Annotated in this window: 25 protein-coding genes; 8 read left to right on the forward strand and 17 right to left on the reverse strand. The window is 66.8% G+C overall.

The window, feature by feature from the left end; genetic code table 11:
* Nucleotides 1-2 precede the first annotated feature (2 nt).
* Both ABUA37_RS02985 and ABUA37_RS02990 read left to right on the forward strand, forming a co-directional pair.
* Nucleotides 3-1388 carry a sugar porter family MFS transporter gene (locus ABUA37_RS02985; protein WP_349897630.1) on the forward strand — a complete coding sequence of 462 codons (1386 nt, stop codon included), beginning with the start codon at nucleotides 3-5 and terminating at the stop codon, nucleotides 1386-1388.
* Nucleotides 1381-2490 carry an enolase C-terminal domain-like protein gene (locus ABUA37_RS02990; RefSeq protein ID WP_349897631.1) on the forward strand — a complete coding sequence of 370 codons (1110 nt, stop codon included), beginning with the start codon at nucleotides 1381-1383 and terminating at the stop codon, nucleotides 2488-2490. Before ABUA37_RS02985 ends, ABUA37_RS02990 begins: the two co-directional genes overlap by 8 nt.
* Nucleotides 2491-2697: 207 nt before the next feature.
* On the opposite strand, the gene ABUA37_RS02995 is transcribed toward ABUA37_RS02990, so the two are convergent.
* Complete coding sequence (locus ABUA37_RS02995; RefSeq protein WP_349897632.1) at nucleotides 2698-3387, reverse strand: DUF6338 family protein; 690 nt, start codon at nucleotides 3385-3387, stop codon at nucleotides 2698-2700.
* A gap of 336 nt (nucleotides 3388-3723) precedes the next feature.
* On the opposite strand from ABUA37_RS02995, the gene ABUA37_RS03000 reads away from it, so the two are divergent.
* Nucleotides 3724-5385 carry an FAD-dependent monooxygenase gene (locus tag ABUA37_RS03000; RefSeq protein ID WP_349897633.1) on the forward strand — a complete coding sequence of 554 codons (1662 nt, stop codon included), beginning with the start codon at nucleotides 3724-3726 and terminating at the stop codon, nucleotides 5383-5385.
* Nucleotides 5386-5400: 15 nt separating this feature from the next.
* Here ABUA37_RS03000 and ABUA37_RS03005 read toward each other — a convergent pair whose 3' ends face one another.
* Nucleotides 5401-5964 (reverse strand): TetR/AcrR family transcriptional regulator, encoded by a 564-nt coding sequence (locus ABUA37_RS03005; RefSeq protein WP_349897634.1) that lies wholly within the window; start codon nucleotides 5962-5964, stop codon nucleotides 5401-5403.
* Nucleotides 5965-6083: 119 nt separating this feature from the next.
* Between ABUA37_RS03005 and ABUA37_RS03010 the strand changes: the two genes are divergently transcribed.
* Nucleotides 6084-6968 carry an SDR family oxidoreductase gene (locus ABUA37_RS03010; protein WP_349897635.1) on the forward strand — a complete coding sequence of 295 codons (885 nt, stop codon included), beginning with the start codon at nucleotides 6084-6086 and terminating at the stop codon, nucleotides 6966-6968.
* A gap of 146 nt (nucleotides 6969-7114) precedes the next feature.
* Here ABUA37_RS03010 and ABUA37_RS03015 read toward each other — a convergent pair whose 3' ends face one another.
* Both ABUA37_RS03015 and ABUA37_RS03020 read right to left on the reverse strand, forming a co-directional pair.
* Nucleotides 7115-7477 carry a hypothetical protein gene (locus ABUA37_RS03015; RefSeq protein WP_349897636.1) on the reverse strand — a complete coding sequence of 121 codons (363 nt, stop codon included), beginning with the start codon at nucleotides 7475-7477 and terminating at the stop codon, nucleotides 7115-7117.
* A gap of 98 nt (nucleotides 7478-7575) precedes the next feature.
* The gene (locus ABUA37_RS03020) at nucleotides 7576-8142 is read right to left on the reverse strand and encodes a TetR/AcrR family transcriptional regulator (RefSeq protein ID WP_349897637.1); all 567 of its coding nucleotides are present in this window, start codon (nucleotides 8140-8142) and stop codon (nucleotides 7576-7578) included.
* Nucleotides 8143-8238: 96 nt separating this feature from the next.
* On the opposite strand from ABUA37_RS03020, the gene ABUA37_RS03025 reads away from it, so the two are divergent.
* Nucleotides 8239-9312 carry an SDR family NAD(P)-dependent oxidoreductase gene (locus tag ABUA37_RS03025; RefSeq protein ID WP_349897638.1) on the forward strand — a complete coding sequence of 358 codons (1074 nt, stop codon included), beginning with the start codon at nucleotides 8239-8241 and terminating at the stop codon, nucleotides 9310-9312.
* Here ABUA37_RS03025 and ABUA37_RS03030 read toward each other — a convergent pair.
* From ABUA37_RS03030 to ABUA37_RS03060, 7 genes are all read right to left on the reverse strand, one after another.
* Nucleotides 9275-11011, reverse strand: coding sequence for an amylo-alpha-1,6-glucosidase (locus ABUA37_RS03030; RefSeq protein ID WP_349897639.1), 1737 nt, complete (start codon nucleotides 11009-11011; stop codon nucleotides 9275-9277). The two genes, ABUA37_RS03025 and ABUA37_RS03030, sit on opposite strands and share 38 nt — an antisense overlap.
* Nucleotides 11012-11042: 31 nt before the next feature.
* Complete coding sequence (locus tag ABUA37_RS03035; RefSeq protein WP_349897640.1) at nucleotides 11043-11858, reverse strand: carbohydrate ABC transporter permease; 816 nt, start codon at nucleotides 11856-11858, stop codon at nucleotides 11043-11045.
* On the reverse strand, nucleotides 11858-12772 hold the full coding sequence (locus ABUA37_RS03040) for a carbohydrate ABC transporter permease (RefSeq protein ID WP_349897641.1): 915 nt from the start codon (nucleotides 12770-12772) through the stop codon (nucleotides 11858-11860). The genes ABUA37_RS03035 and ABUA37_RS03040 overlap by 1 nt, the downstream gene beginning before the upstream one ends.
* Before the next feature lie 32 nt (nucleotides 12773-12804).
* A complete protein-coding gene (locus ABUA37_RS03045; RefSeq protein ID WP_349897642.1) occupies nucleotides 12805-14034 on the reverse strand; it encodes a sugar ABC transporter substrate-binding protein in 1230 nt (409 codons plus the stop codon).
* 95 nt (nucleotides 14035-14129) lie between these two features.
* Entirely contained in the window at nucleotides 14130-15134 is a 1005-nt protein-coding gene (locus ABUA37_RS03050) for a LacI family DNA-binding transcriptional regulator (RefSeq protein ID WP_349897643.1), read from the reverse strand.
* A gap of 131 nt (nucleotides 15135-15265) precedes the next feature.
* On the reverse strand, nucleotides 15266-16093 hold the full coding sequence (locus ABUA37_RS03055; protein WP_349897644.1) for an HAD hydrolase family protein: 828 nt from the start codon (nucleotides 16091-16093) through the stop codon (nucleotides 15266-15268).
* Entirely contained in the window at nucleotides 16090-16536 is a 447-nt protein-coding gene (locus tag ABUA37_RS03060) for a MarR family winged helix-turn-helix transcriptional regulator (protein WP_349897645.1), read from the reverse strand. The genes ABUA37_RS03055 and ABUA37_RS03060 overlap by 4 nt, the downstream gene beginning before the upstream one ends.
* A 147-nt stretch (nucleotides 16537-16683) precedes the next feature.
* On the opposite strand from ABUA37_RS03060, the gene ABUA37_RS03065 reads away from it, so the two are divergent.
* Nucleotides 16684-17580 (forward strand): alpha/beta hydrolase, encoded by an 897-nt coding sequence (locus tag ABUA37_RS03065; protein ID WP_349897646.1) that lies wholly within the window; start codon nucleotides 16684-16686, stop codon nucleotides 17578-17580.
* Between the two features lie 10 nt (nucleotides 17581-17590).
* Here the strand turns inward: ABUA37_RS03065 and ABUA37_RS03070 are convergent, their stop codons facing one another.
* From ABUA37_RS03070 to ABUA37_RS03085, 4 genes are all read right to left on the reverse strand, one after another.
* The gene (locus tag ABUA37_RS03070) at nucleotides 17591-17968 is read right to left on the reverse strand and encodes a fluoride efflux transporter FluC (RefSeq protein WP_349897647.1); all 378 of its coding nucleotides are present in this window, start codon (nucleotides 17966-17968) and stop codon (nucleotides 17591-17593) included.
* Complete coding sequence (locus ABUA37_RS03075) at nucleotides 17965-18453, reverse strand: fluoride efflux transporter FluC (protein ID WP_349897648.1); 489 nt, start codon at nucleotides 18451-18453, stop codon at nucleotides 17965-17967. Before ABUA37_RS03075 ends, ABUA37_RS03070 begins: the two co-directional genes overlap by 4 nt.
* Before the next feature lie 76 nt (nucleotides 18454-18529).
* Nucleotides 18530-18907 (reverse strand): hypothetical protein, encoded by a 378-nt coding sequence (locus ABUA37_RS03080; protein ID WP_349897649.1) that lies wholly within the window; start codon nucleotides 18905-18907, stop codon nucleotides 18530-18532.
* Between the two features lie 24 nt (nucleotides 18908-18931).
* Nucleotides 18932-19549: a DoxX family protein gene (locus tag ABUA37_RS03085; RefSeq protein ID WP_349897650.1), complete on the reverse strand. Its 618-nt coding sequence runs from the start codon at nucleotides 19547-19549 to the stop codon at nucleotides 18932-18934.
* Nucleotides 19550-19643: 94 nt separating this feature from the next.
* Between ABUA37_RS03085 and ABUA37_RS03090 the strand changes: the two genes are divergently transcribed.
* Nucleotides 19644-20186, forward strand: coding sequence for a sugar O-acetyltransferase (locus ABUA37_RS03090; protein WP_349897651.1), 543 nt, complete (start codon nucleotides 19644-19646; stop codon nucleotides 20184-20186).
* Nucleotides 20187-20212: 26 nt separating this feature from the next.
* Here the strand turns inward: ABUA37_RS03090 and ABUA37_RS03095 are convergent, their stop codons facing one another.
* The gene (locus tag ABUA37_RS03095) at nucleotides 20213-20578 is read right to left on the reverse strand and encodes a winged helix-turn-helix transcriptional regulator (protein WP_349897652.1); all 366 of its coding nucleotides are present in this window, start codon (nucleotides 20576-20578) and stop codon (nucleotides 20213-20215) included.
* 63 nt (nucleotides 20579-20641) lie between these two features.
* On the opposite strand from ABUA37_RS03095, the gene ABUA37_RS03100 reads away from it, so the two are divergent.
* Nucleotides 20642-21277 (forward strand): malonic semialdehyde reductase, encoded by a 636-nt coding sequence (locus tag ABUA37_RS03100; protein ID WP_349897653.1) that lies wholly within the window; start codon nucleotides 20642-20644, stop codon nucleotides 21275-21277.
* A 26-nt stretch (nucleotides 21278-21303) separates the two neighbouring features.
* Here the strand turns inward: ABUA37_RS03100 and ABUA37_RS03105 are convergent, their stop codons facing one another.
* Nucleotides 21304-22263: a helix-turn-helix transcriptional regulator gene (locus tag ABUA37_RS03105; protein ID WP_349897654.1), complete on the reverse strand. Its 960-nt coding sequence runs from the start codon at nucleotides 22261-22263 to the stop codon at nucleotides 21304-21306.
* Nucleotides 22264-22290: the final 27 nt, after the last annotated feature.

The following is a 22290-nucleotide window of genomic DNA, read 5'->3' on the forward strand; positions in this document are numbered from 1 at the left end:
TCATGAGCAACTTCATCAGCGGCATGCGTGCCAGCGGCAACGGCATGCTGCTGCGCATCTCCATCATCGCTGCCATCGGCGGCCTACTGTTCGGCTTCGATACGGGGGTGATCTCCGGCGCCCTGCTCTATCTGAAGAAAGACCTGCACGCGAACGATGTCGCGCAGGAGTGGATCGTCTCGGTGCTTCTGCTCGGCGCTATCGTCGGCGCGATTGCCTCCGGGTATCTAGCCGACCGCATGAGCCGCAAGTGGACCAAGGTGATGTCCGGCTGCATCTACGTGATCGGTGCCCTAGGCTGCGCCTTCGCCGTTTCGATCCCGATGCTCATCTTCTTCCGCTTCCTGCTCGGACTCTCCGTGGGCACGGCATCCTTCGTCGCTCCCCTCTATATCTCCGAGGTCTCTCCCCCGCGAGTGCGCGGCGGCCTCGTCTCGTTCAATCAGCTCGCGATCACTTCCGGCATCCTGCTCGCCTACCTCGTGAACTTCGCGTTCTCGTCGGTGCCTGACGGCTGGCGGTGGATGCTGGGGGTCGGTGCCATTCCCGGTGCGGCGCTCGCGGTCGGGATGCTCATGGTGCCGCACACGCCCCGCTGGCTGCTGGAGCACGGCCGGGAGGACGAGGCGCGCACGGTGCTGCAGAAACTGCGCGGCAGCGATCCGGACGCCGACATCGAGCAGGAGATAGAGGAGGTGCGCGATGCGCAGCGCAAGGAGAGCTCGACGACCGTTCGCGACCTGCTGAAGCCGAACATCCGCCCGCTCATCTGGGTCGGCGCGGGGCTCGCGATCTTCCAGCAGTTCGTGGGCATCAACACGGTCATCTACTACGCGCCGACGATCCTGTCGAAGACCGGGCTCACCAACAGCGCCTCGATCACCCAGACGGTGTTTGTCGGGGTCACGAACGTCGTGTTCACGATCATCGCGGTGCTGCTGCTTGATCGCATCGGGCGTCGCCGCCTGCTGCTCATCGGCACCGTGGGCCTCACCGTGGCGATCATCTTCCTGGGCGTCTTCTTCGCCTCGCCGTGGTTGCAGCAGAACGCGAGCTACCTCGCCCTTGTCGCTCTGATCGTCTACATCGCCTCGTTCGCGGTGGGGCTCGGGCCGGTGTTCTGGCTGATGATCGCGGAGATCTACCCCATGGGCATCCGCAGCAAGGCGATGTCGCTCGCCACCGTGCTGAACTGGGCGGCGAACTTCCTCGTCGCCGGCACCTTCCTCACGCTGATTTCGCTGGTCACACGGCAGGGTGCGTTCTTCATCTTCGGCTTCCTCGGAATCCTCGCGATCGCGTTCTTCGCCTGGAAGGTGCCGGAGACGAGGGACAAGTCACTCGAGCAACTGCAGGACGACCTGCTCGGCGGCAAGCAGCATGACTGAGCGGCCGACGGATGCCGCGGTCGACTCCGTCGAGGCACGCGTCTACACGGTGCCCACGGATGAGCCGGAGGCCGACGGAACTGTGCAGTGGAACTCCACCACGATGGTGCTCGTGCAGGCCAGGAGCGGCAGCACGGTGGGCACCGGCTGGACCTACGGCGCAGCGGAGTGCGGTCCGGTCGTCACCTCGACGCTCGCGCCGCTCGTCGTCGGCCGCAGCGCACTGGATGTCGGTGCCCGATTCGACGAGATGGTGAAGGCCGTGCGCAACAGCGGTCGGCAGGGCGCGATCGGCTATGCGATCTCTGCCGTGGACATCGCGCTGTGGGACCTCAAGGCGCGCCTCCTCGGCCTCCCGCTGCACCGCCTGCTCGGCGCGGTGCGCGAGGCCGTTCCGATCTACGGCAGCGGCGGCTTCACCACCTACTCGAAGCAACGCCTGGCCGAGCAACTCGGCGGCTGGCGCGAGCAGGGCATCCCGAGGGTGAAGATCAAGATCGGCGAGTCCTGGGGCACCAAGCCCGACCGCGACCTCGCGCGGATGCGGCAGGCACGCTCCGTGATCGGCGACGAGGCGGAGCTGTTCGCGGACGCGAACGGCGGCTATAGCCGGGGCCAGGCCATCCGCATCGCGCACGCCGCGGAAGACGTGGCACTGCACTGGTTCGAGGAACCGGTCTCGTCCGACGATCTCGACGGGTTGCGCGAGGTGCGCAACGCCGTCGCTGCCGACGTGGCGGCGGGCGAGTACGGCTTCGACCTCACCTACTTTCGCCGCATGTGCCAGGCGCAGTCCGTGGACTGCCTGCAGGTGGACGCGAGCCGCTGCGGCGGCATCACCGAGTGGCTGCGCGCCGCGGCCGTCGCCGCAAGCTTCGGCCTCGAGGTCTCCGGGCACTGCGGCCCGCACCTGCACGCCCACGTTGCTGCGGCGACTCCCAACCTGCGGCACCTCGAGTGGTTTCACGACCACGTGCGCATCGAGACGATGTTCTTCGACGGCACCCTCGACCCGAGCGGAGGCACGATCACCCCGCGAGACGAGCCAGGCAACGGCCTGACCCTGCGGGAGAGCGACGCGGAGAAGTACCGCATCCGGTAGCCCGCTCTGTCTGTAACTACGGGGGAGCTGGGCTCGTCGCCTCAGCGAGAAGTGCCCGGACGTCGAACTCCAGCGGGTGGAGTGACTCCGCTTCCGCCGCGCGGAGGATTGGAGGGACGAATGCCGGTGCTGCGAGGTTGTCCCGCTTTGCCGCTTTCCTGCACGCGCGAAGACGAACCAGGCCGGGCCCCAAGCTCACTCGCACCCTTATTGCTGAAGTTCACTGACATTTTCATCCTCTTCGTCCAGTAACCATTCGACCACGTAGTCATCCCTGATTGCTACCCAAAGTCCCTGCGTTCCCGACACGACTGACACGAACCTGCCCCCCTTATCGATGTTCCACTGCTCGGCAATGAACAGATCGCGCGATTCCGGATAGGTCGCAAAGCGGCTTCGCTCGTCAAACACGCCACCAACCCAGACGCCTTCCGCGATTCGAACACGCACCCACCCCTCCCGCACGGTCTTACTACCGAAGTCCCAGGCCGTGGGCGTGTCACTGGCTTCTTGCGACCCGGTGAGGTGCGGTCGGATCCGCTCGGCCCAAAGACGCGTCGGTCTCTCGAGAAAGGGGACTTGCCCGTATATTATCCACGCCGCGGTGTACGGCACGAGAACACCGCCTACGAGGAAGACGAAAGCGACGGGCACCACGTTCCGCGCTGGATAGGTGTGAAGGTCAAGCAGCGCGATCGACACTTCACCGGAGAAAACAACCGCGTAAACAGAATCGAAGATCGCGCTCGCGACGATCGCCTCGAGTACCCGTGCGCCGACTGACCGATCCGCCGCGCGCACTCCCCTTAGCTGGACTCGAACGGCGGCGAAAACCACTCCAGGCACTAGTAGGGCGAGATAGAAGAGCAATTGGAATGAGCTCGCAGGAATAGCCAAGACAGGTCCTCGTCAGGAGAAAGCGATGCGCTCGGGGTGAGCGACTTCCGCGCGCAAATCTAGCGGCACTTCGACGCACGGGGCGAGAGGTCGATCACGTTGTGGATAACCGAAGCGCCGTGCGTCTGCTGTGCTGAACGCCGCTTGCCCTTGTTAACGAGGGGTTCGCACAACTAGACTCGCCGCGGCACGTGATCGCTGCCAGTACACAGACTGTTCACTAATCCTTGACAGCGACCGCGGCTCGAATCGATAATGCAAAGAGCCACCCAGCGGACCTCCCGACTGCGCGTCCCTCCTCCGTGTGCTGACAGCCGATCAACAATGGAGTCGATTATGTCCAACGAAACTGCCTCACCATCCGACCTTCAGGTGCCGGTTCTGATTGCGGGAGGCAGCCTCGTGGGGCTGACGACCTCACTGCTTCTCTCCTCGTACGGGATCGAGAACCTCGTGGTCGAACGGCACTCCGGCACCGCGATCCACCCGCGCGCAGCGTCGTTCCATCAGCGCACCATGGAGATCTTCCGGCACGCCGGCATTCAGGATGAGGTCGAGAAGACGGCGGCACTCGACTTCGAACAGAACGGCGCGATCGTCGCGGTCGAGAGCCTGTGTGGCAAGGAGCTGCAGTACTTCTACAAGTCCTGGAACGAGGGCGTCGAAGACCTCAGCGCCACCCCGCGCCTGTTCATCACCCAGGTGAGCCTCGAGCCCGTGCTGCGCAAGGCCGCGGCCGAGCGGGGAGCCGAGCACCGCTTCGGCACCGAACTCACCCACTTCACCCAGGACGACAACGGCGTGACCGCAACGATCACCTCCCGCGAGACGGGCGAGGCGAAGACGGTGCGCTCGCAGTACCTCGTGGCCGCAGACGGCGCGCACAGCAGCATCCGCGACCAGCTCGGGATCGCCATGCAGGGCCACGGCAGTTCGGAGTGCATCACGATCTACTTCCGCGCGGACATGAAGGACATGATCGGTGATCGCAACCTCAGCGTGATCTACGTGCTCAATCCGAACCTGCTCGGCTTCTTCCGCTTCTCCCTCGATGGCCAGGCCGGCTTCCTCTCGATCTTCTCGGTGAACGACCCGGAGACGGGCGAGAAGCGCGACCTCATCGCGGACCTCAGCGACGAACGCTGCAGCGAGTACGTGCGCATTGCACTCGGATGCGCGAACGACGAGCCGGTCGAGATCACGAGCGTGCAGCGCTGGGAGGCCTCCGCGAGTTCCGCCGAGCGCTACAGTTCCGGCCGCGTCTTCCTCGCCGGCGACGCGGCGCACACCATGCCCCCCACCGGCGGCTGGGGCGGCAACACGGGCGTGGCGGATGCGCACAACCTCTCGTGGAAGCTCGCCATGGTACTGAAGGGGGAGGCGGCACCTGCCCTCCTCGACAGCTACGACGCCGAGCGCAGGCCGGCCAGTCTCATGACGATGGAGCAGGCCTATTCGATCTACGCCGGGCGCTATGCCGAGCGCGCCACCCTCGACGCCAAGCCGCTCGCCGAGCCTCGACCGGCAGAGTCCATCGAGCTCGGCACGGTCTACCGCTCCGCAGCGCTGATCGATCCGAAGCAGCAGTCCGTGCCGGCCAGCGGCGAGTGTGACGTCGTCGATCCGCGCGCACCCCTGACGGATGTCGGCTCTCGCGCGCCACACCTCGACGTCGTGGTCGACGGCTCCTCCCGTTCCGTGCACGACCTGTTCCAGGACTCCTACGTGTTGCTCGCCGGCGCTCAGGGCGAGGCATGGCGGGACGCCGCGAAGGCGGTCGCGAGCCGCAACGCGGTTCCGCTGCGCCCATACACCGTTGGCCCGAACGCGGATGCCGTCGACGCCTCGAACGCCTTCGCCCGCGCCTACGGCATCGAGCCCGAGGGCGCGGTGATCGTGCGTCCGGATGGCGTGGTCGCCTGGCGCTCCGCCACCTCAGCGGGCGACCCGGAGGAGACCGTCGCCGGTGCGATGACGGCGCTGCTGCAGCGCGGCTGACGCCCTGCAGCTGCGCTATCCGGCGAACGCCCCGTTCATCACGGCGAGAGACTCGTCGATGATCTCGCTGAACGGGCGAGTGTTGTCTGCCCGGATCCACTCAGCGAAGGAGACGTGGAAGACGCCCATTCCGGCCTGCGCGAGGAGGCTCGCGGTCGGTTCGGCGACGCCGCGGTCGCGCAGCGCCGCAGCGATCGCAGTCGCGACGCCGGAGAGCTTGATGAGCTCGCGCTCCTGCAGGCTCGGGTTCGCGCCGACGACCCGCTGCCGTTGCAGGCTCCACGGGCGGCGGGGCTCGAACTGGGCGGCAGCGCCGTGGAGCGCTGCGGTGACCGCCTGAAGCGGCGTCGCGTCATCCGGAGCCTCGGCGATCGCCGAGACGAACATCGCGCGAAACTCGTCCTGACCGTCGAAGATCACCTCGCGCTTGTCGGAGAAGTGGCGGAAGAAGGTGCGCTCGGTGAGACCTGCGCGCTCGGCGATCTCGGCGACGGTGGTCTGCTCGTAGCCGTGCTCCAGATAGAGCTCGAGCGCCGCGAGCTGCAGGCGGCCGCGCGCATCCGGTTCCCATCGACCCATGCTTCGATGGTACCGGATGACAGCGACTGACATCAGGTGTATCGTTGATGTCAGTAACTGACATCGTACCTTCGCGCATCCGGCGTGGAGCAGCCCGGCGTCATCAGGAGGTTCTTCTCATGCGTGTTTTCGTCACAGGTGCTTCGGGCTGGATCGGCTCGGCCGTCACCGCAGAACTCATCGCCGCCGGCCACGAGGTCGTCGGCCTCGCCAGGTCGGATGCCTCTGCCGCGGCCATCAAGGCGGCCGGCGCCGAGGTGCGCCTCGGTTCCATCACCGACCACGACAGCCTGCGCGCGGGTGCCGAGGGCGTGGACGGCGTCATCCACACCGCGTTCATCCACGACTTCAACTCCCACGAGGATGCGGCGGCCGTCGATCTCGCGGCCGTGCAGCTGTTCGGAGATCTGCTCGAGGGAACCGGGCGTCCGCTCGTGATCGCCTCCGGCATCCTGGGTGCGGTCTCCACCGAGACGGACCGGCCGGATCCCGCGACGGCCTGGTCGCCGCGCATCCTCACCGAGCACACCCTGCTCGGGTTCGCGGAGCGCGGTGTGCGCTCAGCATCCGTTCGGCTCTCGCCGAGCGTTCACGGCGAGGGCGACCACGGCTTCATGGCCACCCTCGTCGGGATCGACCGCGCGAAGGGCAGCTCCGGCTACGTCGGTGACGGCATGAACCGCTGGCCCGCGGTGCACCGCCTGGACGCGGCGCACCTGTTCCGCATCGCGCTCGAGGATGCTCCGGCGGGCTCCGTGTTGCACGCCGTGGGCGACGAGGGAGTGAGACTGCGCGACATCGCCGAGATCATCGGCCGGCACCTCGACCTGCCCCTCGTCAGCATCGATCCCGAGGATGCCGTGGACCACTTCGACTGGCTCGGTCGCTTCCTCGGTCTCGACAGTCCGGCGTCGAGCACGATCACGCAGGAGCAGTTCGGCTGGAAGCCCACCCATCCGACGCTTCTCGAGGACTTCGAGGCGGGGTACTACTTCCGCGGCTGACACCCGCGGTTTCACGCGGATGCACACTGTGAGCCGAACAGATGAAGCGATCGTGCGTGATGCCTCGCACCACCTCGGCGCGCTCAACCGCTACCTGGCACTCCGGAGCGCGAATGACTGGTTGACGACGGACGTCACAACTGTCCTCACTTTGCGTGCACGGCGGCACGCAGTCGGATCGACGAGTGCAGGAAGAGCGCCGCGACGATCAGGTTCAGAATCGCAACGAGGAACTCACTCGGTCGCGCGGTAAACATCGCGAGCGAGAGACCCTGCACCAAGAACAACAGGGCAAAGACAAAGCCGGATGCAGGGCGAGCGGTCATCCGCCACCAGGCTCTCGGAGGATCTTTCGACTCGTTCTCCCCACGAAAGCTGCGCACCGCGAGTCCGACGCAGACAAGGAGAAGGATGGCCCACGACGCGGCCAGCGTAGCGGGACCCGCGGTGAAAGTCACCGCGAGCGCCACAAGCAGAGCAACAAGGTAGGAGGCCACGACGTAGCCCACTTTGGTCGCATTGTTCGTTATCCGAAATCGCACGCCGACCCCAATCGCTGGTTCCTCAAAGGATAGCTCGACTACGTTCGGATCGTGCGCCCGGGCGGCTAGTCTCCCGACCGCACCGCGAAGGCGAGGCGGAAGAGCGCGCGGGCGCGAGTGGCGACGGGCTCGCGCTCCGCCGCATCCGTCTTGGAGAGCAGAAAGGCGAGCATCGACACCGCGAGCATGATGTCATCGGTGGCGATGTGCGTGCCGACGATTCCTTCCTCCTGGTCCCGCACGAGCATCCGATCGATCACCGCGGCCACCCGGATGCCGAGCGCAGCCGTGCGTTCATCGTCTGGCGCGGAGACGATCACATCGATGAGCGCGGTCGAGGCGATCGCCTGCTCGGCCACGAGGTCGAAGAGCTCGCGCAGGGTGGAATCGGGCTCGTCCGCAAGCCTCTCGAACGCCCCGACGTTCTCATCGAAGACCGCCGTGGCGAGCGCGATGCGGTCGGGAAAATGCCGGTAGAGACTCCCCTGCCCCACGCCCGCGCGCTTGGCGACGGCGCTCAGCGGAGCATTCAGCCCGAGCTCGGCGAACACCTCGCGAGCGGCAACGATGAGGGCGTGCCTATTCGCGGGCCCGGCGGCTGGACCACGATTCGTTTTTGCTGTGGTCGGCATCGCTGAATCTTACTACCGGACAGTGTTGTCCGGTATGCTGAAGCCAGCACCGTGAGTGCCGGCGCATGCACGGCTCACCGAAGGAGACACGCGATTATGGCCAAGAACACAGACCGCCTCAGCGGAGATTCATCCATCTCCACCTGGCTCGAACACCCGGTGGGCGGCCCCATCATCCGCGAGCTCCTCGCGCAGGCCGGTCAGAATGCCGACGTGCTCCGCCCCGTGAGCCGTCTCGCCCTCAAGCGACTCGTCGCGCTCAGCAAGGGCCAGTTCAGCACCGAGATGATCGACGAGCTGGTTCGCCGCGTCGAGGCGGGCGATGTTCCCGCGCCGTCGACGGATGCCGCTGCAGCAGCCCCCGAGACCCAGCAGGCAGCAGCAGCGCCGTCCGCGCCAGAGCCCGAGCCCTGGGTGGAGAAGGTCACCGATGGACGCTTCTCCGGCAAGACGGTGATCGTCACCGGCGCGGGTTCCGGCATTGGTCGCGCCACGGCCTCCCGCATTGCCCGCGAGGGCGGCCGCGTGATCGCGGTCGACATCTCCCGCGAGCGCCTAGACGAGTTCGTGGCCGAACTTCCGCAGCACGACATCGTGCCGGTCGCGGGTGACATCACCGACGACGCCGCCGTTGCTTCGATCGTGGCCGCCGCGGGCGAACGCATCGATGGCCTCGCCAACATCGCCGGGATCATGGACGACATGACTCCGGTGCACGAGGTGGCCGACGCGGTATGGAACCGCGTCTTCGCCATCAACGTGGCCGGAACCATGAGTCTCATGCGGGCGGTCGTGCCCGCGATGCTGGCCCAGGCATCCGGTTCGATCGTGAACACCGCATCGGAGGCCGCGCTGCGCGGTTCGGCCGCCGGCGCCGCCTACACCGCCTCGAAGCACGCGGTGGTGGGACTCACGAAGTCGAGCGCGTTCATGTACGGGCCGAGCGGCATCCGGGTGAACGCCGTGGCGCCCGGCGCGACCATCACGAACATCGAGGCGACCTTCGCCTCCGAACTCGGCGCGGAGCGGGTGCGTCTCGCGATGAGCCTGCTGCCGGATGCCGCCGAGGCGGATGCGCTCGCCGCCTCGATCACCTTCCTGCTGAGCGACGACGGCGTAAACCTCAACGGCGTCATCCTGCCGTCGGATGGCGGCTGGTCGGCCGCCTGACAGACGCCTCGTGGGCGAGCAGCAGGTATGCGCTGGCGGTCCAGGTATACGCGCGATCGCGGAGTCCCTCTCCGGTCACGGCGTCGAAGTTTTCGGCGAAGCCCGACCTCTCGCACAGCGAGCGGAATCCCTCGCTGACGCGGTCGGCGAGCTCGACGTGGCCGGCGCGACGAAGCCCGTCTTCGATGATGACGGTCGACGGCGCCCAGATGGGGCCTCGCCAGTAGCCGTCGGATTCGTACTCCGGCGAGTCGAGGCGCTGCGTGGCCGGGCCCCACGGGGTCACGTGCTCCGCGATGTCCGCGGCGAGCTTGGTCGTGATCTCGGTCGGGAGGTACTTCGCGGCGAGGATCGGCAGCAGGGTGAGCAGGCTCGTGGTCTTGCTCCTGCGGCCATCCTCGACTGAGCGCGCGAAGAAGTGCTCGCCGTCCCACAGCTCGAGCAGGGCGCTCAGCACCGTGTCGCGTTCGTCGGCCCACTCCTCTGCGCCCTCGACGCCGAGTTCCGTCGCCAGTTCGGCCAGCACATCCAGCTGGATGACGAGAAAGGCCGCGAGGTCCGGCGACTCGATCACGCGGTCATTGTCGAATGCGGTGGAGTTGTCCCATCCGCTGTCGTTGCCGTGCTGGTAATGCGCGAGCGCGTGGCCGGGAGCGCGGCGGAAGTCCAGCCAGAAGCGGGTCCAGCGAGCGAGCTTCAGGTAGACCTCCTCCACGACGCTCCGGTCGATCTCGCTGTTCGCGCGCTCGCGAATCCGGGTGAAGGCCCAGCCGTGAATCGGGGGCTTCACGAAGTTGTACAGCACCTCGGAGTGCGTGATGGAGTCTGGCAGCGCACCGGAGGCATCCTGCAGGTCGAAGGGGGCGAGAAACTGGTCCATCGCGGCGTCGAGATCCGCCGGCGCGAAGGCAAAGGCGTTGAAGCAGTGATCCCAACTCCACAGCTTGTCCATCCAGTGCTTGGACATCAGCACGGACTCGCGCCGCAGAAATCCCCTGGGCGCGACCGTGGCCGACCACAGCACGTAGGCCGCGCGTTCCGCCGCATCCGGAGCATCGCCGCGCCAGCTGCTGTGAAGTTCGGCGTAGTCGTCGAAGGCCGCGGCTGACCGAGCGACGAGCGCCTCGAAGTTGTTGGAGGTCGAATACGGCACGCGCGCCGACTCGAACTCCTCGACCGCAAGCTCCCAGCCGTCCGCGCCGGATGCGATGACGGCACGGGAGTGCGCGCCGAGCGCCTCCGCGCCGTCGAATCGGAGCTCGCCGCTGATGCTTGTCACCCGGTAACGGCGACCGCTCTCATAGGAGGTGAAGATCGCGGATCCGTCTCTCGGGTCGCGGAACAGGAAGGTTCCGGTGAACGGCGTGAGCTTGCCTCCCGCGTCGGCGAGGCGCAGCTGCAGTCCTTGTCCGCGGAGTCGGATCGTATCGAGCGACTCGAAGACCGCCTCGATGCGCCCCCCCTCCTCGTCCCGCCAGGCGAGGGTCGCCGGGGTGGCGGAGTTCTCGGTGCTCACCCGCGCTCCGTCCCGCTCGGGAACCAGGCGCAGTATCCCGTGCATGCCCGACTGGTGGCTGACGAGGTGGATGTCGTCCTGCCGATTGTTCAGCGCGACGACGGGCGACAGGTCGAGCCACGACCCCCGCATGCTGAACGGGATCTCGGCGATGTCGAAATCGACACCGGTGCGCGGTGACATAGTGTGACCTTTCAGGTCGAGAGGGTGAGGGCTAATCCTTGACCGCGCCGGCTGTGACGCCGGCCGCGACATAACGCTGGGCGAGCACGAGCAGCACCGCGGCAGGGATCGACGCAACCACGGCGGTGGCCATGATCGCGTTCCACTCCTGGTTGTTGTTGCCGATGTAGCGATAGATCCCGAGGGTGACCGGCTGGAAGTCCCCGCCACCGTCGAGAGTGGTGGCGAAGATGAAGTCCGACCAGGCCCAGAGGAAGGCGAACAGCGACACGGTGACGATCGAGTTGCGGCTGACAGGCAGCACCACCGAAACGAAGGTGCGCCAGGTGGAAGCCCCGTCGATCGTCGCCGCCTGGATGAGCTCATCGGGAATTCCGGCCATGAACGCCGTGAAGATGAGCACGCCGAACGGGACGGCGATGGTCGAGTCGGCGAGGATGAGCCCGGGCACCGAGTTCAGCAGGCCCAGGTTGAGGTAGATGACGTAGAAGCCCATCGCCATGATGATCGCCGGAATCATCTGCGCGATCAGCAGCACAAAGCTGAGGCCGCCTCCCCCTCGAGGTCGCAGCTTGGCCAGCGAGTACGCGGCCGGCGCCGCGAGCACGAGGGTCAGGATGACCGTGCCCAGACTGATCACGAGGCTCGTGCCGAGAAATGGCAACTGCTCGTGCAGCACGCGCTGGTAGCCCTCGAAGGTCGGGTCGAGCGGAATCAGGTTCGGCGGACTCTTGCGCAGGTTCTGCGCCTTCGTCAGCGAGACGTTGATCATCCAGTAGACGGGGAACAGCATGATCGCGGCCAGGATGATGCCGACGGCGGTCTTCCACCAGGACCGAGCGCGCATCAGGAGGGATCCAATCGACGCTGGGTTCGCACGTACACGAGCCCGAAGACGAGGGCGACAAGAATGAGGAGGTTGCCTACCGCGGCCGCGGGGCTGAAGTCGGGCAACAGCGAGCCGAACCCGAGTCGATACGACCAGATCGCAAAGGTCGTGGAGGAATCGGACGGGCCGCCCCGCGTCATGATCCAGATGATGTCGAAGACCTTCAACGTGTAGACCAGGCCGAGCAGCACGGTGATCGCCGACACCGGTCGCAGCAGCGGAAAGGTGATGCGCCAGAACTTCTGCCAGCCGTTCGCACCGTCGATCGACGCCGCCTCGTACACCTCGCCCGGGATGCTCTGCAGGCCGCTGTAGAGGATGACGAGGTTGAACGGAATGCCGATCCAGATGTTGGCGATGAGCACGGCGACGAGCGACCAGTGTGGCGAGGTCAGCCAGTTGATGTGACCGATGCCGACCGCCTCGAGAAAGGCGTTGACGATCCCGGAATCGCTGTTGAGCATCCAGGACCAGGCGGAGCCCGAGACGAGGAGGGGAAGGAGCCACGGCACGAGGAACAGTGCGCGCAGCACGCCGCCCAGCGGGAAGTGCTTGAAGAAGAACACGGCGAGCGCGAGGCCGATGGAGAACTGGAAGAGGATCGACACCCCCACGAACAGGGCGGTGTTTGTGAGCGCGGGGCCAAAGGTGGAGCTCGCGAACACCTTGACGTAGTTCTCGAGGCCGACGAAGGGAGCAGTGCCGTCGATGAAGGAGCGCACGGTGTAGTCGCGCAGGCTCAGCTCGACGTTGCGCCCGAGCGGGTAGGCGTAGAACACCAGGAGGTAGATCACGACCGGAGCGATGAACGCCCACGCGGTCCAGCCGCCGCGGCGACGTGTTCGCCGCCGCCCTTGCGTCTGTGCGGTCATGATCTCCTCCCGGTGTTCCTGCGGCAACCGCGCTACTTGACCGCTGCCTGGGCTGCCTTCAGGGCATCCGCGGGCGTCGCACTGCCGGTGAGCGCCTTCTGCACGGCACCCCAGAGCTGCTCAGAGATCTTCGGGTACTTCGTGCCGAGGTTGTTCCCGGTGCGCGCCTGCGCCACCTGCACCGCATCGACCCAGGGCTTGAGCGAGCTGTCCGCCGCGAGCTGCGCGGCCTGAGCATCCTTGCTGGCAGCGATGTAGTTCAGCGAGTTGTCGGTGTTGACCACGTTCTTGGTGGAGGTCATGCACGCGACGATCTTGGCCGAGGCGGCGTAGCGAGACGCATCCTTCTGCACCGGAATGCTGAGGAACTCGCCTCCCGTCGGCGCGGGCGCCGGTCCACCGGATGCGGCGGGAAGCGGAACCACGAGGTCCTTCATCTTCGCCGCGTCGGCCTTCTGCCAGGTGCCGTTCTCCGCGAACGCGAAGTCGCCGGTCTGGAACTCCTGCCACGAGGTTGTCTGGGTGTTGTTGATGACCGAGTTGGGCGCATAGCCCTTGGCGACCCAGTCCTTCCACAGCGTCAGAGCCGAGACGGCCTTGTCGGAGTCGAGGTGGGTCAGGTCAGCACCCGATCCCCAGAACCAGGGAAGGAACTGGAAGCTGCCCTCCTCTGTGCCGATCGCCGAGAACGTGATGCCCTTCTTGCCCGCGGCAGTGACCTTGGCGAGAGCCGCGGTCAGGGAGTCCCAATCGGTGACGCTCGCGATGTCGACGCCCGCCGCCGCAAGCACCGTGGGGTTGTAGTACAGCGCGAGCGTGTTCGCTCCGATCGGCACACCGTAGGTCTTGCCGTCGAGCACACCCGCTCCGAGGATGTTCTTGGCGACGTCGCCGACGACAAGCTTGTTCTCGTCCGTGGTGGTCAGAAGTCCGGCATCCGCCAGCGTCGAGATCACGGGATTGTCGATGAGAAGGATGTCGGGCGAGTTCTTCTGCTGGCCGGCGAGAAGCGCCTTGTTGGTCAGGTCGCTGGTGTCGTAGCCGGTGCGCTTCACCGTCACGCCCGCGGTTGAGGCGCAGCTGGCGATGACCTTTGCCCAGGCGGAGCTGGCGTCGTACTGGGGATACGGATCCCAGAACGTGTACGACGCCTTCGCGCCCGAGCTGGCGGGAGTCGACGAGCACCCCGTGAGGGTGGCGGCTGCCATGCCGACGGCCAAGAGCACTGTGCCGACGGCCTTGAACTTTCGATTGATGTCCACAGGTAATTCCTCTCTGAACGGTACGTGGATCGGATGGTGCTGTTGTCGAACCGGTTCGATTTTTGGGTAGAAAAGAGCCCACGTCGTGACGCGGGTTATCGGGTACTACCCCGGTCCGTGATGTGCGGCTCGATGAGACGGATGTCGTGTTCCACTGCGGAACCAGACTTCCCCATCCGGCGAACCAGAGCCTGAACCGCACTGCGGCCCAGTTCATCGGGCGACGTCTCGACCGCCGTGTATGGCAGTGAGAACAACCGACCGAAGTCTTCAGAAAAGATGCCGACGACCGAGAGCTGGTCGGGAACCCGCACTCCCCTGTCGTGCAGCACGCTCGGCAGCGCGGCGATCGTCGCGTCGTTGTGCACGATCATCGCCGAGGCCTCGGGGTGCCCATCCAGGATGTCGTTGATCTGTCGATTGACGCCGGGCTGCTGAGTGACACCGTCGATCGAGAACACCCGAATGCCGTAGCGGGATGCGCGCTCGAGCGCCGCATCCCGGAATCGCCAGGCGTACGCGCCACCGCGTTCAAAGACGTGCTCTTGCGGGGTGATGAGAATGATGTCGCGATGACCGCGCTCGTGCAGGTGGTCAACGAGCATGCGGCCGGATTCCTCGAAGTCGAGGTCGAAGACGTCGATGCCGTCGGCATGGGCCGGGAGCCCCACGAGCACGCCCGGCTGGCGGGCGGCCTGCAGAACCGGAATGCGCTTGTCTCGATGTGCCACGTTGAGCAGCACGATCCCGTCGACCATGTCTGAGTTCGTGATGCGGCGAAGCGCCTGCGGCCCGTCGGTTTCGGTCACCATGAGGATGTCGTATCCGGCCTCGCGCGCGGCATCCGAGATCGGCAGAACATACTGCAGCATCGCGGGCGAGAACTCGTCTTCGAAGAAGTGCACGAACAGCCCGATGACCATCGTCTGCGACGTGGCGAGTGCGCGTGCGCCGGCGTTGGGGGTGAAGCCGAGTTCCGCGATGGCGACCTGGATGCGTTCGCGGGTCTCCGCCGAGATGGACCGCTTCCCGGTGAGGGCGTAGGACACCGTGCTGCGGGAGACTCCCGCGTGCCGGGCCACATCACCTATGGTCGCCATGACTCCCCTTCGAACCGATTCGATGCAGCATATTGCGCTAAATCAGAACGTGTCAAGGAAATTAGAGAACCGATTCGACGATGGGGCGAGGTGCTCCCTCGCTGAGGGCCCAGCGCCGCCGATCGGCGCGCCTAGGTGCGGAACGGCGCGTCGCTCGGGAAGTGCTTCCTGAGCGCCACCCCGATGCCCTCTTCGTCGTGCGAGAGCGCACGCCGCACTCCCGCCGGCACTGTGAGAGCGGAGCTCGCGTTGCCCATGAGGTAGCCCACGCCGACGCCGGCGAGCATGTCGAGATCGGCCGAGGTGTCGCCGAACGCGATCACCTGCTCTAGCCCGATGCCGAGATGCCGCGTGAGCGCCTCCAGCGCCGGCAGCTTCACCGCTCCGGACGCCACGACCTCGATCATGTTCTTCAGGTGGTGGGCGTAGGTCGACGTCCCGAGCGCGCCCAGCGCATCCGCCAGCTCGTTCAGCGGTTCTGCCTCGCCACGGAACATCACCTTGAACAGCGGTGAGCTGCCGACCACTCGCTCGACTTCGTCGACCACCGGCCAGACGGAGGTGTTGCGGGCCTCGCGCATGCCCCAGTATTCGAGCGAGTTCACGTGCCAGACGTCTCGCGTGTAGACGCCGGTGTGTACGTCGAAGGTGCTCGCGACCTCGAGCATCTTCCGCACGTCGTCGTCGAGCAGCGGCACAGCTTTCAGCTGCGTGAAGCGACCGTCGGGCTCGCGCGCCTCGACGAGTGAGCCGCCGAAGGTCGCGTACGAGGCCGGGATGCCGAGCCGCTCCTCGATCACCGCCGTCGACTGCGGGCTGCGCGCGGTGACCAGGATGAGGTGCGCGTCGTGCTCCTCGACCACGCGGTGGATCTCCGATGCCGTGAACGGCATGATCTGCTTGCGCGAATCGATGAGAGTGCCGTCGATATCGATGGCAAGCGCGCGCAGCTCGCTCACTCGGTCACCGCCGCACGCTTCGCGATTGAGCCACGAAGCGTGTGAAGTCCCTCGGCCAGGTGGGCGCGGCCGGTCGCCGCGAGTGGAGACCCCAGCAGGCGCTGCAGTTCATCGTCAAAGACGGGCGCTGCCCGGTCGAACAGCTTCTTGCCCTCGGCGGTCAACTCGACCACGGACGAACGGCGATCGGTGGGGTGCGGCGTGCGGATGCACCACCCGGACTTCTCGAGACGGTCCACGGCCTGGCTGGCTCCCCCGACGGTGATGACGACAGCCTGGGCGATGTCGAACACCCTGCACGACGGCGTGGAATCAATGATCAGCATCACGTTGAAGCTCCCGAGGCTGAGCTCGCTCTCGCGTTGCAGGCGCTCGTCGACCGCGGCCCACAGCATCGTCTCGAACCTCACCAGGTCATCGAAGACCTGTCGCAGATCGGTCATGTCCACTCCCCTCGTCAATGAAACCTAGCTTAGCCGCAATTTATATTGTCGTAATTTGCATTGCGCTAACTAGCTTAGTGCTAATGTATATCTCGCGCCTCATCCAGGCACCCCGGCAACCGCCGGTAGCGAGAGACAGGAACGACAATGACAACCCAACAGCGCGAACTCGTGCACCAGATCCTGCGCGACGCGCCCTTCGACCTCGGTGGCGAGATCTCGGTGAACCGCCCCATGCTGGAGCAGATGCTCACCGCACAGCCGCTGCCCGACGACGTGCGCGTTACCCCGGGCGAACTCGGCGGCGTGCCGGTGGTCTACATCGACATCGACGGCATCGAGCCACGCGGCACGATCTTCCACACCCACGGCGGCGCCTTCGCCCTCGGCTCGGCACGCGGCTCCGTGGGTCTCGCCTCGAGCCTGGCCCGCAAGGCAGGGATGCGCGCGATCTCGGTGGACTACCGGCTCGCCCCCGAGCATCCGTACCCGGCTGCGCTGCAGGATGTCACGGCCGCGTACCGTGCTCTGCTCGCTCAGGTCGGGGATGCGGAGAGGGTGATCGTCACGGGCGAATCGGCCGGCGGTAACCTCGCGATCGAACTACTGATCGCCGGGCGCAGCGAGAGCCTGCCGATGCCCGCGGCGGCACTGCTGTTCTCTCCCATGACCGACCTCACCGTGAGTGGCGCGAGCTTCACCAGCAAGGCGCAGCGGGATCCCAACATCAGGGCCGAGGGCATCCGCACGCGCGTTCGGGACTACCTCGACGGCACGGGCACCGAGGCAACCGACCCACTCGTCAGCCCGCTCTTCGCCGATCTCACCGGCCTGCCACCGCTCCTCATCCAGGCCGGCTCGCACGAGGTGTTCCTCGACGACGCCACCAGGCTCGCGGTGAAGGCGGCGGCGGATGACGTGGCGGTCGTGCTCGACATCACCCCCGGTGTGCCGCACGTCTTCCAGGCCTTCGCCGCCATCCTTGAGGAGGGTGACGCCGCACTCGAGAGGGCAACTCGCTTCATCGGCGACCACCTCGCGTGATCGGCGACGGTCAGAGGACGCGGCCCAGCCACATCCCGAGACCGGCGACGATGACCGCGGCCGCGATCATCCCGAACGAATTCGCCAGCGCGAGCCAGACGCGGCGCTCCTGAAGCAGGCGCAGCGTCTGGAAGCTCGTGGTGCTGAACGCGGTGAAGCCGCCGACGAGGCCGACCCCGATGAGCAGGCTCCACTGTTCCGAGAGCACATGGCCCGCGGTGAGACCGGTGGCGAGGCCGAGCACAAAGGAGCCGGACACGTTGATGATCGACATCGCCACCGGGTAATTCGGGCGAACGCGCCCGTGCACGAAGCCGTTGAGCGCGAGGCGGAGCGCGGCGCCGACGCCCCCGGCCACGGCGAGCAGACAGGTGGTCAGGATCGTCATCGGCGCAGCCCCGTGGGCCGCCGCGACGCGGCCACCACGCCGAGCCACGCCACGAGCGCGCCGGCCGCGATGGTGGCCGCGGCATAGGCGATGCCGAAGAGAACGTGCCCGTGCTCACTCACCGTGACGGTGTCGACCGCGAGCTGCGCGTAGCTCGTGAACGCGCCGAGGAACCCAACTCCGGCGAACAGTTGCACGGCACGGCGTCGCCTCGACTCCGTTCCCTCGGAGAGGAGCTTCAGCAGCACACCAAGCATGAACGGCCCGAGGATGTTGACCACGACCGTGCCCGCCGAGAGCGTCTCCCAGCTCGGGGTGATCGAGACGATGGCGTAGCGGGCGAGGGTGCCGGCCGCTCCGCCTAGGGCGGCGAGCCCCAGATGACCGGGGCGCAGCCGGATCATCACCGAGACGCCCACGACGGTGCGCGCCACCTCGGCGTCGCTGTTGACCGGCAGTTCCAGGCCTCGCCACGGCATCCTCATGCGAGGTCACCGCGCATCCGAGATCTCCCATCGACTGCTTCCAGTATCCCAGCCGGATGCCGTCGGCCCGTGCGCGCTACCCCACGTTGACGAGAAGCACGAGCACGGCGAGCAGCAGCGACACGGGCGCCATGAAATTGCGCTCTGGGCGGCTGCGCGAGATGCCGTTCATGAGCACGCCGAGCGCGAAGTAGCCGAACAACACCCAGCCGGCCACCTGCACGAACGCGGCACCGAACAGCGAGAAGATGCCTGTGCGCCCGAGGATCACGACCGCGAACACCGCATAGAGCACGATCGACACGGCGCTCCCGACGCGAAGCCGCGTGGGGAGCACCTCGTGCTGGCCTCCCCAAGCGAAGCGACCGATCGGTGCTCCGGCGATCAGAAAGCCCTGGAAGATGGCGAGCGCGGCGAGAACACAGCAGGCGACGATGGCCGCAATTTCGGTCATGCCCTCACCCTGGGGGACGGGACGCTAGCTCTCGTCGCTCGCGGACCCGTTCGGGGCGTCGCTTGCCGCGGCAGCGACATCCGACTCGGTGACCTCGCCTGAGGAATCGGCTTCGGGCGCCTTGGGCTCTGGCGCAGCAGCAGCCGCATCACCGGCCGGCGCATTGAGTCGGCCGAGCGCGACGACCGCGAGGGAGCCGGCCACGCCCGCACCGAGGGCGAAGAGAGTGCCCTTTATGCCCCAGTTCGACTTGCCGAACAGTGCATCGATCGACGCCTTGCCCGGGCCGCCCGCGAGCGAGGCCACGGCGGCGATGAGCACCGCGTTGTATTCGTAGCCGCCGTTCGAATTCCACGGACCGTTCTTCAGGTGCACCTTGCGCACGGCGGTGAGCATCGTGGCGATCAGGCCTGCGCCGGCGAGCGGCGTGGCCGCGCCGGCGAGCATGGCCGCGCCTCCCGTGGTCTCGGTGAGCGCAACGGCGAGGGCGTTGCGACGCGGCGGATGCAGATCGAGATGCTCGGCCATTTTCTCGGTTCCGGCGAGGCCCGGTCCCCCGAAGGAACCGGTGAGTTTCTGCAGGCCGTGCCCGAGAAAGACGCTGCCAACAACGACACGAAGGAGAAGTTTTCCGACATTCATGCATTCCACGTTACGCCGCCGAACTGGCGATGAGGACCGCCCCTCAGCGACCTCCCGGCGTCGTGACTCGCCGCGGGTTTGAGAAGATCGAGGGATGTCGAGCGAACGCCTCATGCGCATCCAGAGTCCCGAGTTCCAGGCCATGGCGGCGCGGGTGCTCGAGGTCACGGCGCTCACCTCGCGCCTCAACGCGCTGCCGTTCGAGGATGAGCGGGGCAGGGCGGGCCTGCTGGAACAGGTCCTGGGGCGGCCGCTCCCCGATCGCCTCACGGTCTATCCGCCGTTCTACACCGATCACGGCCTGAACCTCGAGCTCGGAGAGCGGGTCTTCATCAACCAGAACTGCACCTTTCTGGACTACGCGGGCATCCGCATCGGCGACCGCACCATGATCGGACCGAAGGTCACTTTCATCACGAGCGGTCACCCCGTCGACCCCGAGGAGCGCCGGCTCTACCTCACCGGAGCCCCGATCACGGTGGAGGAGAACGTGTGGATCGGCGCCAGCGCGACGATCCTGCCCGGCGCCACGATCGGCCGCGACGCCGTGATCGCCGCCGGAGCGATCGTGGCAGACGACGTGCCGGCGGCGAGCCTGGTGACGGGAGCGAAGGCGACGGTGCGTCGCAGCTGGTGACGCGCACGCCCTTGGGCAACCCGCGGTCAGACTGCGGCTTCGGGCCTGTAGTTGATGCGCGCCCAACTGGTGATCTCGGTGAGCGCGGGCATCAGTCCCCTGCCCGCTTCGGTGAGCGCGTAGGCGACCGAGACCGGCGGTCCGGCATCCACGGTGCGGGTCACGAGGCCCGCGGCGGCCAGTTCGGAGAGCCGATCAGAGAGCACCGAATCGCTGATGCCGTTCAGGGCGCGACGCACTTCGGAGAATGAGGCGCTGCCCTCCATGAGAGTTCCCAGGATGACGCCGTTCCACCGCTTGCCGAGCAGCCCGAAGGCGTGTGCGAGCGCTTTGTCGCACGTGGGGGCTTGGCGCTCACTCAGCGCAGCCTCCGCTGTCGGTTCCGATGTCACACACACAGTCTATCTGGTGCTACTGTCGTCCGTGCTACTCGTTTATTCGAAGCAACACTGGAAATGGAAGCAATGTTGACGGGTCTTGAGAACGACCATCTCCTCGCACCACAACGTCTCAGTACCGAGAGCCTCGAGACGCTCTTCACGCGCGCGGCGACGGCGAACAGCTTCGCGCCGACTCCGGTGAGCAACGAGGAGCTGCGCTCGATCTGGGAACTCGCCAAATGGCCTCCCACCTCGGCGAATTTTCAGCCGATGCGGGTTCTCTACGTGCAGTCGCCGCATGCCCGGACGGCGCTCGGCGTGCACATGAACGAGAAGAACAGGGCCAAGACCGAAGCGGCGCCCGCGGTCGCCGTGCTGGCGTTCGATCGCGCCTGGCACGAGAACATCGCCACCACGACGCCGCACCTCGCCCACCTGACGGAGTTCTTCGCGAACAACGACGACCCGCGGCTCGAAACCGCGCGCAACAACTCGTGGCTGCAGGCCGGGTACTTCATCCTCGCCATCCGCTCCCTGGGGCTCGCGGCAGGCCCCATGATCGGCTTCAACGCGAGCGCGATCGACGCGGAGTTCTTCGGCGACGGCCGCTGGGGAACGTTCCTCGTGATCAACGTCGGGCATCCGACCGAGGGCTCGTACCGCGCACGCCTGCCGCGCCTCGACCAGGAGCACACGGTGCAGTTCGCGTAGGGGTGCGTTACCTGCCGGGCTCCAGCTCAGCGGATGTCGCCCCCGGCGTAGCCCGCGAGTCGCTGTGCGAAGGCGGCAAGCTCGTCCCTCAGCGCCTCAGGTGACTCGATGGTGACCGGCCGATCGAGCGCCGCCAGGACGCTCGGAACCCAGTCGAGCCGCTCGGCCCGGAACCGCACGCGGTAAGAGTCGCCGTCGAGGCGCTCGAGGGTCGCGAGACCGGGCGGCAGCCAGCGCCGAATCCACTCCTCGCTGGCCTCAACGACAACCGACACCTCGTGTGCCCAGGGCGTCGCGGCGAGCGCATCGAGAACGTGCTCGGTGGCATCGAAGCCGGGCGGCAGGGTGAAGCGCTCCGCCAGCAGGCGCGGGTCGCTCACCCGGTCGAGCCGGAACGTGCGCACGGAATCGCTGCGCGGGTCGCGGGCGGCGACATACCAGTGGCCGGAGTGCGAGACGAGGCCGAGCGGTTCGAGAATCCGTTCGCTGCTCGCGCCGCCGCGCGAGGTGTAGGCGACGAGCACCCGCCGTTGCTCGCGGGCCGCCTCGGCGAGCGTGAGCAGGATGCTCGTCTCGGCCGAGGGCGCGGGACCAGCCGCCGTGAAGCTGGCACTCGCGGCGAGCGCGTCGAGCCTCCGCGACAGCGGGCGGGGCAGCACGCGGCGGATCTTGGCGAGAGCCGAGTCGGATGCCGCGGCCGGCTTCTCGGGCACCTCACCCTGGTTCGCGAGCAGGCCCAGCACGACGGCCAGCGCTTCGTCGTCTGTGAGCATGAGGGGCGGCATCCGCTGACCTGCGGCCAGTCGATACCCGCCGTAGCGGCCGCGAATCGACTCGACCGGAATGTCGAGGTCGCGCAGGTGCTCGACGTAGCGCCGCACGGTGCGCTCGTCGACCTCGAGCGCGGCGGCGAGCTCACGCAGCGTGCGCGTGCCGCCGGACTGCAGCAGGTCGAGCAGCGCGATCACTCGCGATGTTGGTCTCATGCCGGCGCTCGATTACGTGAATAGTGG

Origin of the sequence: Parafrigoribacterium soli, assembly GCF_040227235.1 — a bacterium.
Taxonomy (GTDB): domain Bacteria; phylum Actinomycetota; class Actinomycetes; order Actinomycetales; family Microbacteriaceae; genus Parafrigoribacterium_A; species Parafrigoribacterium_A soli.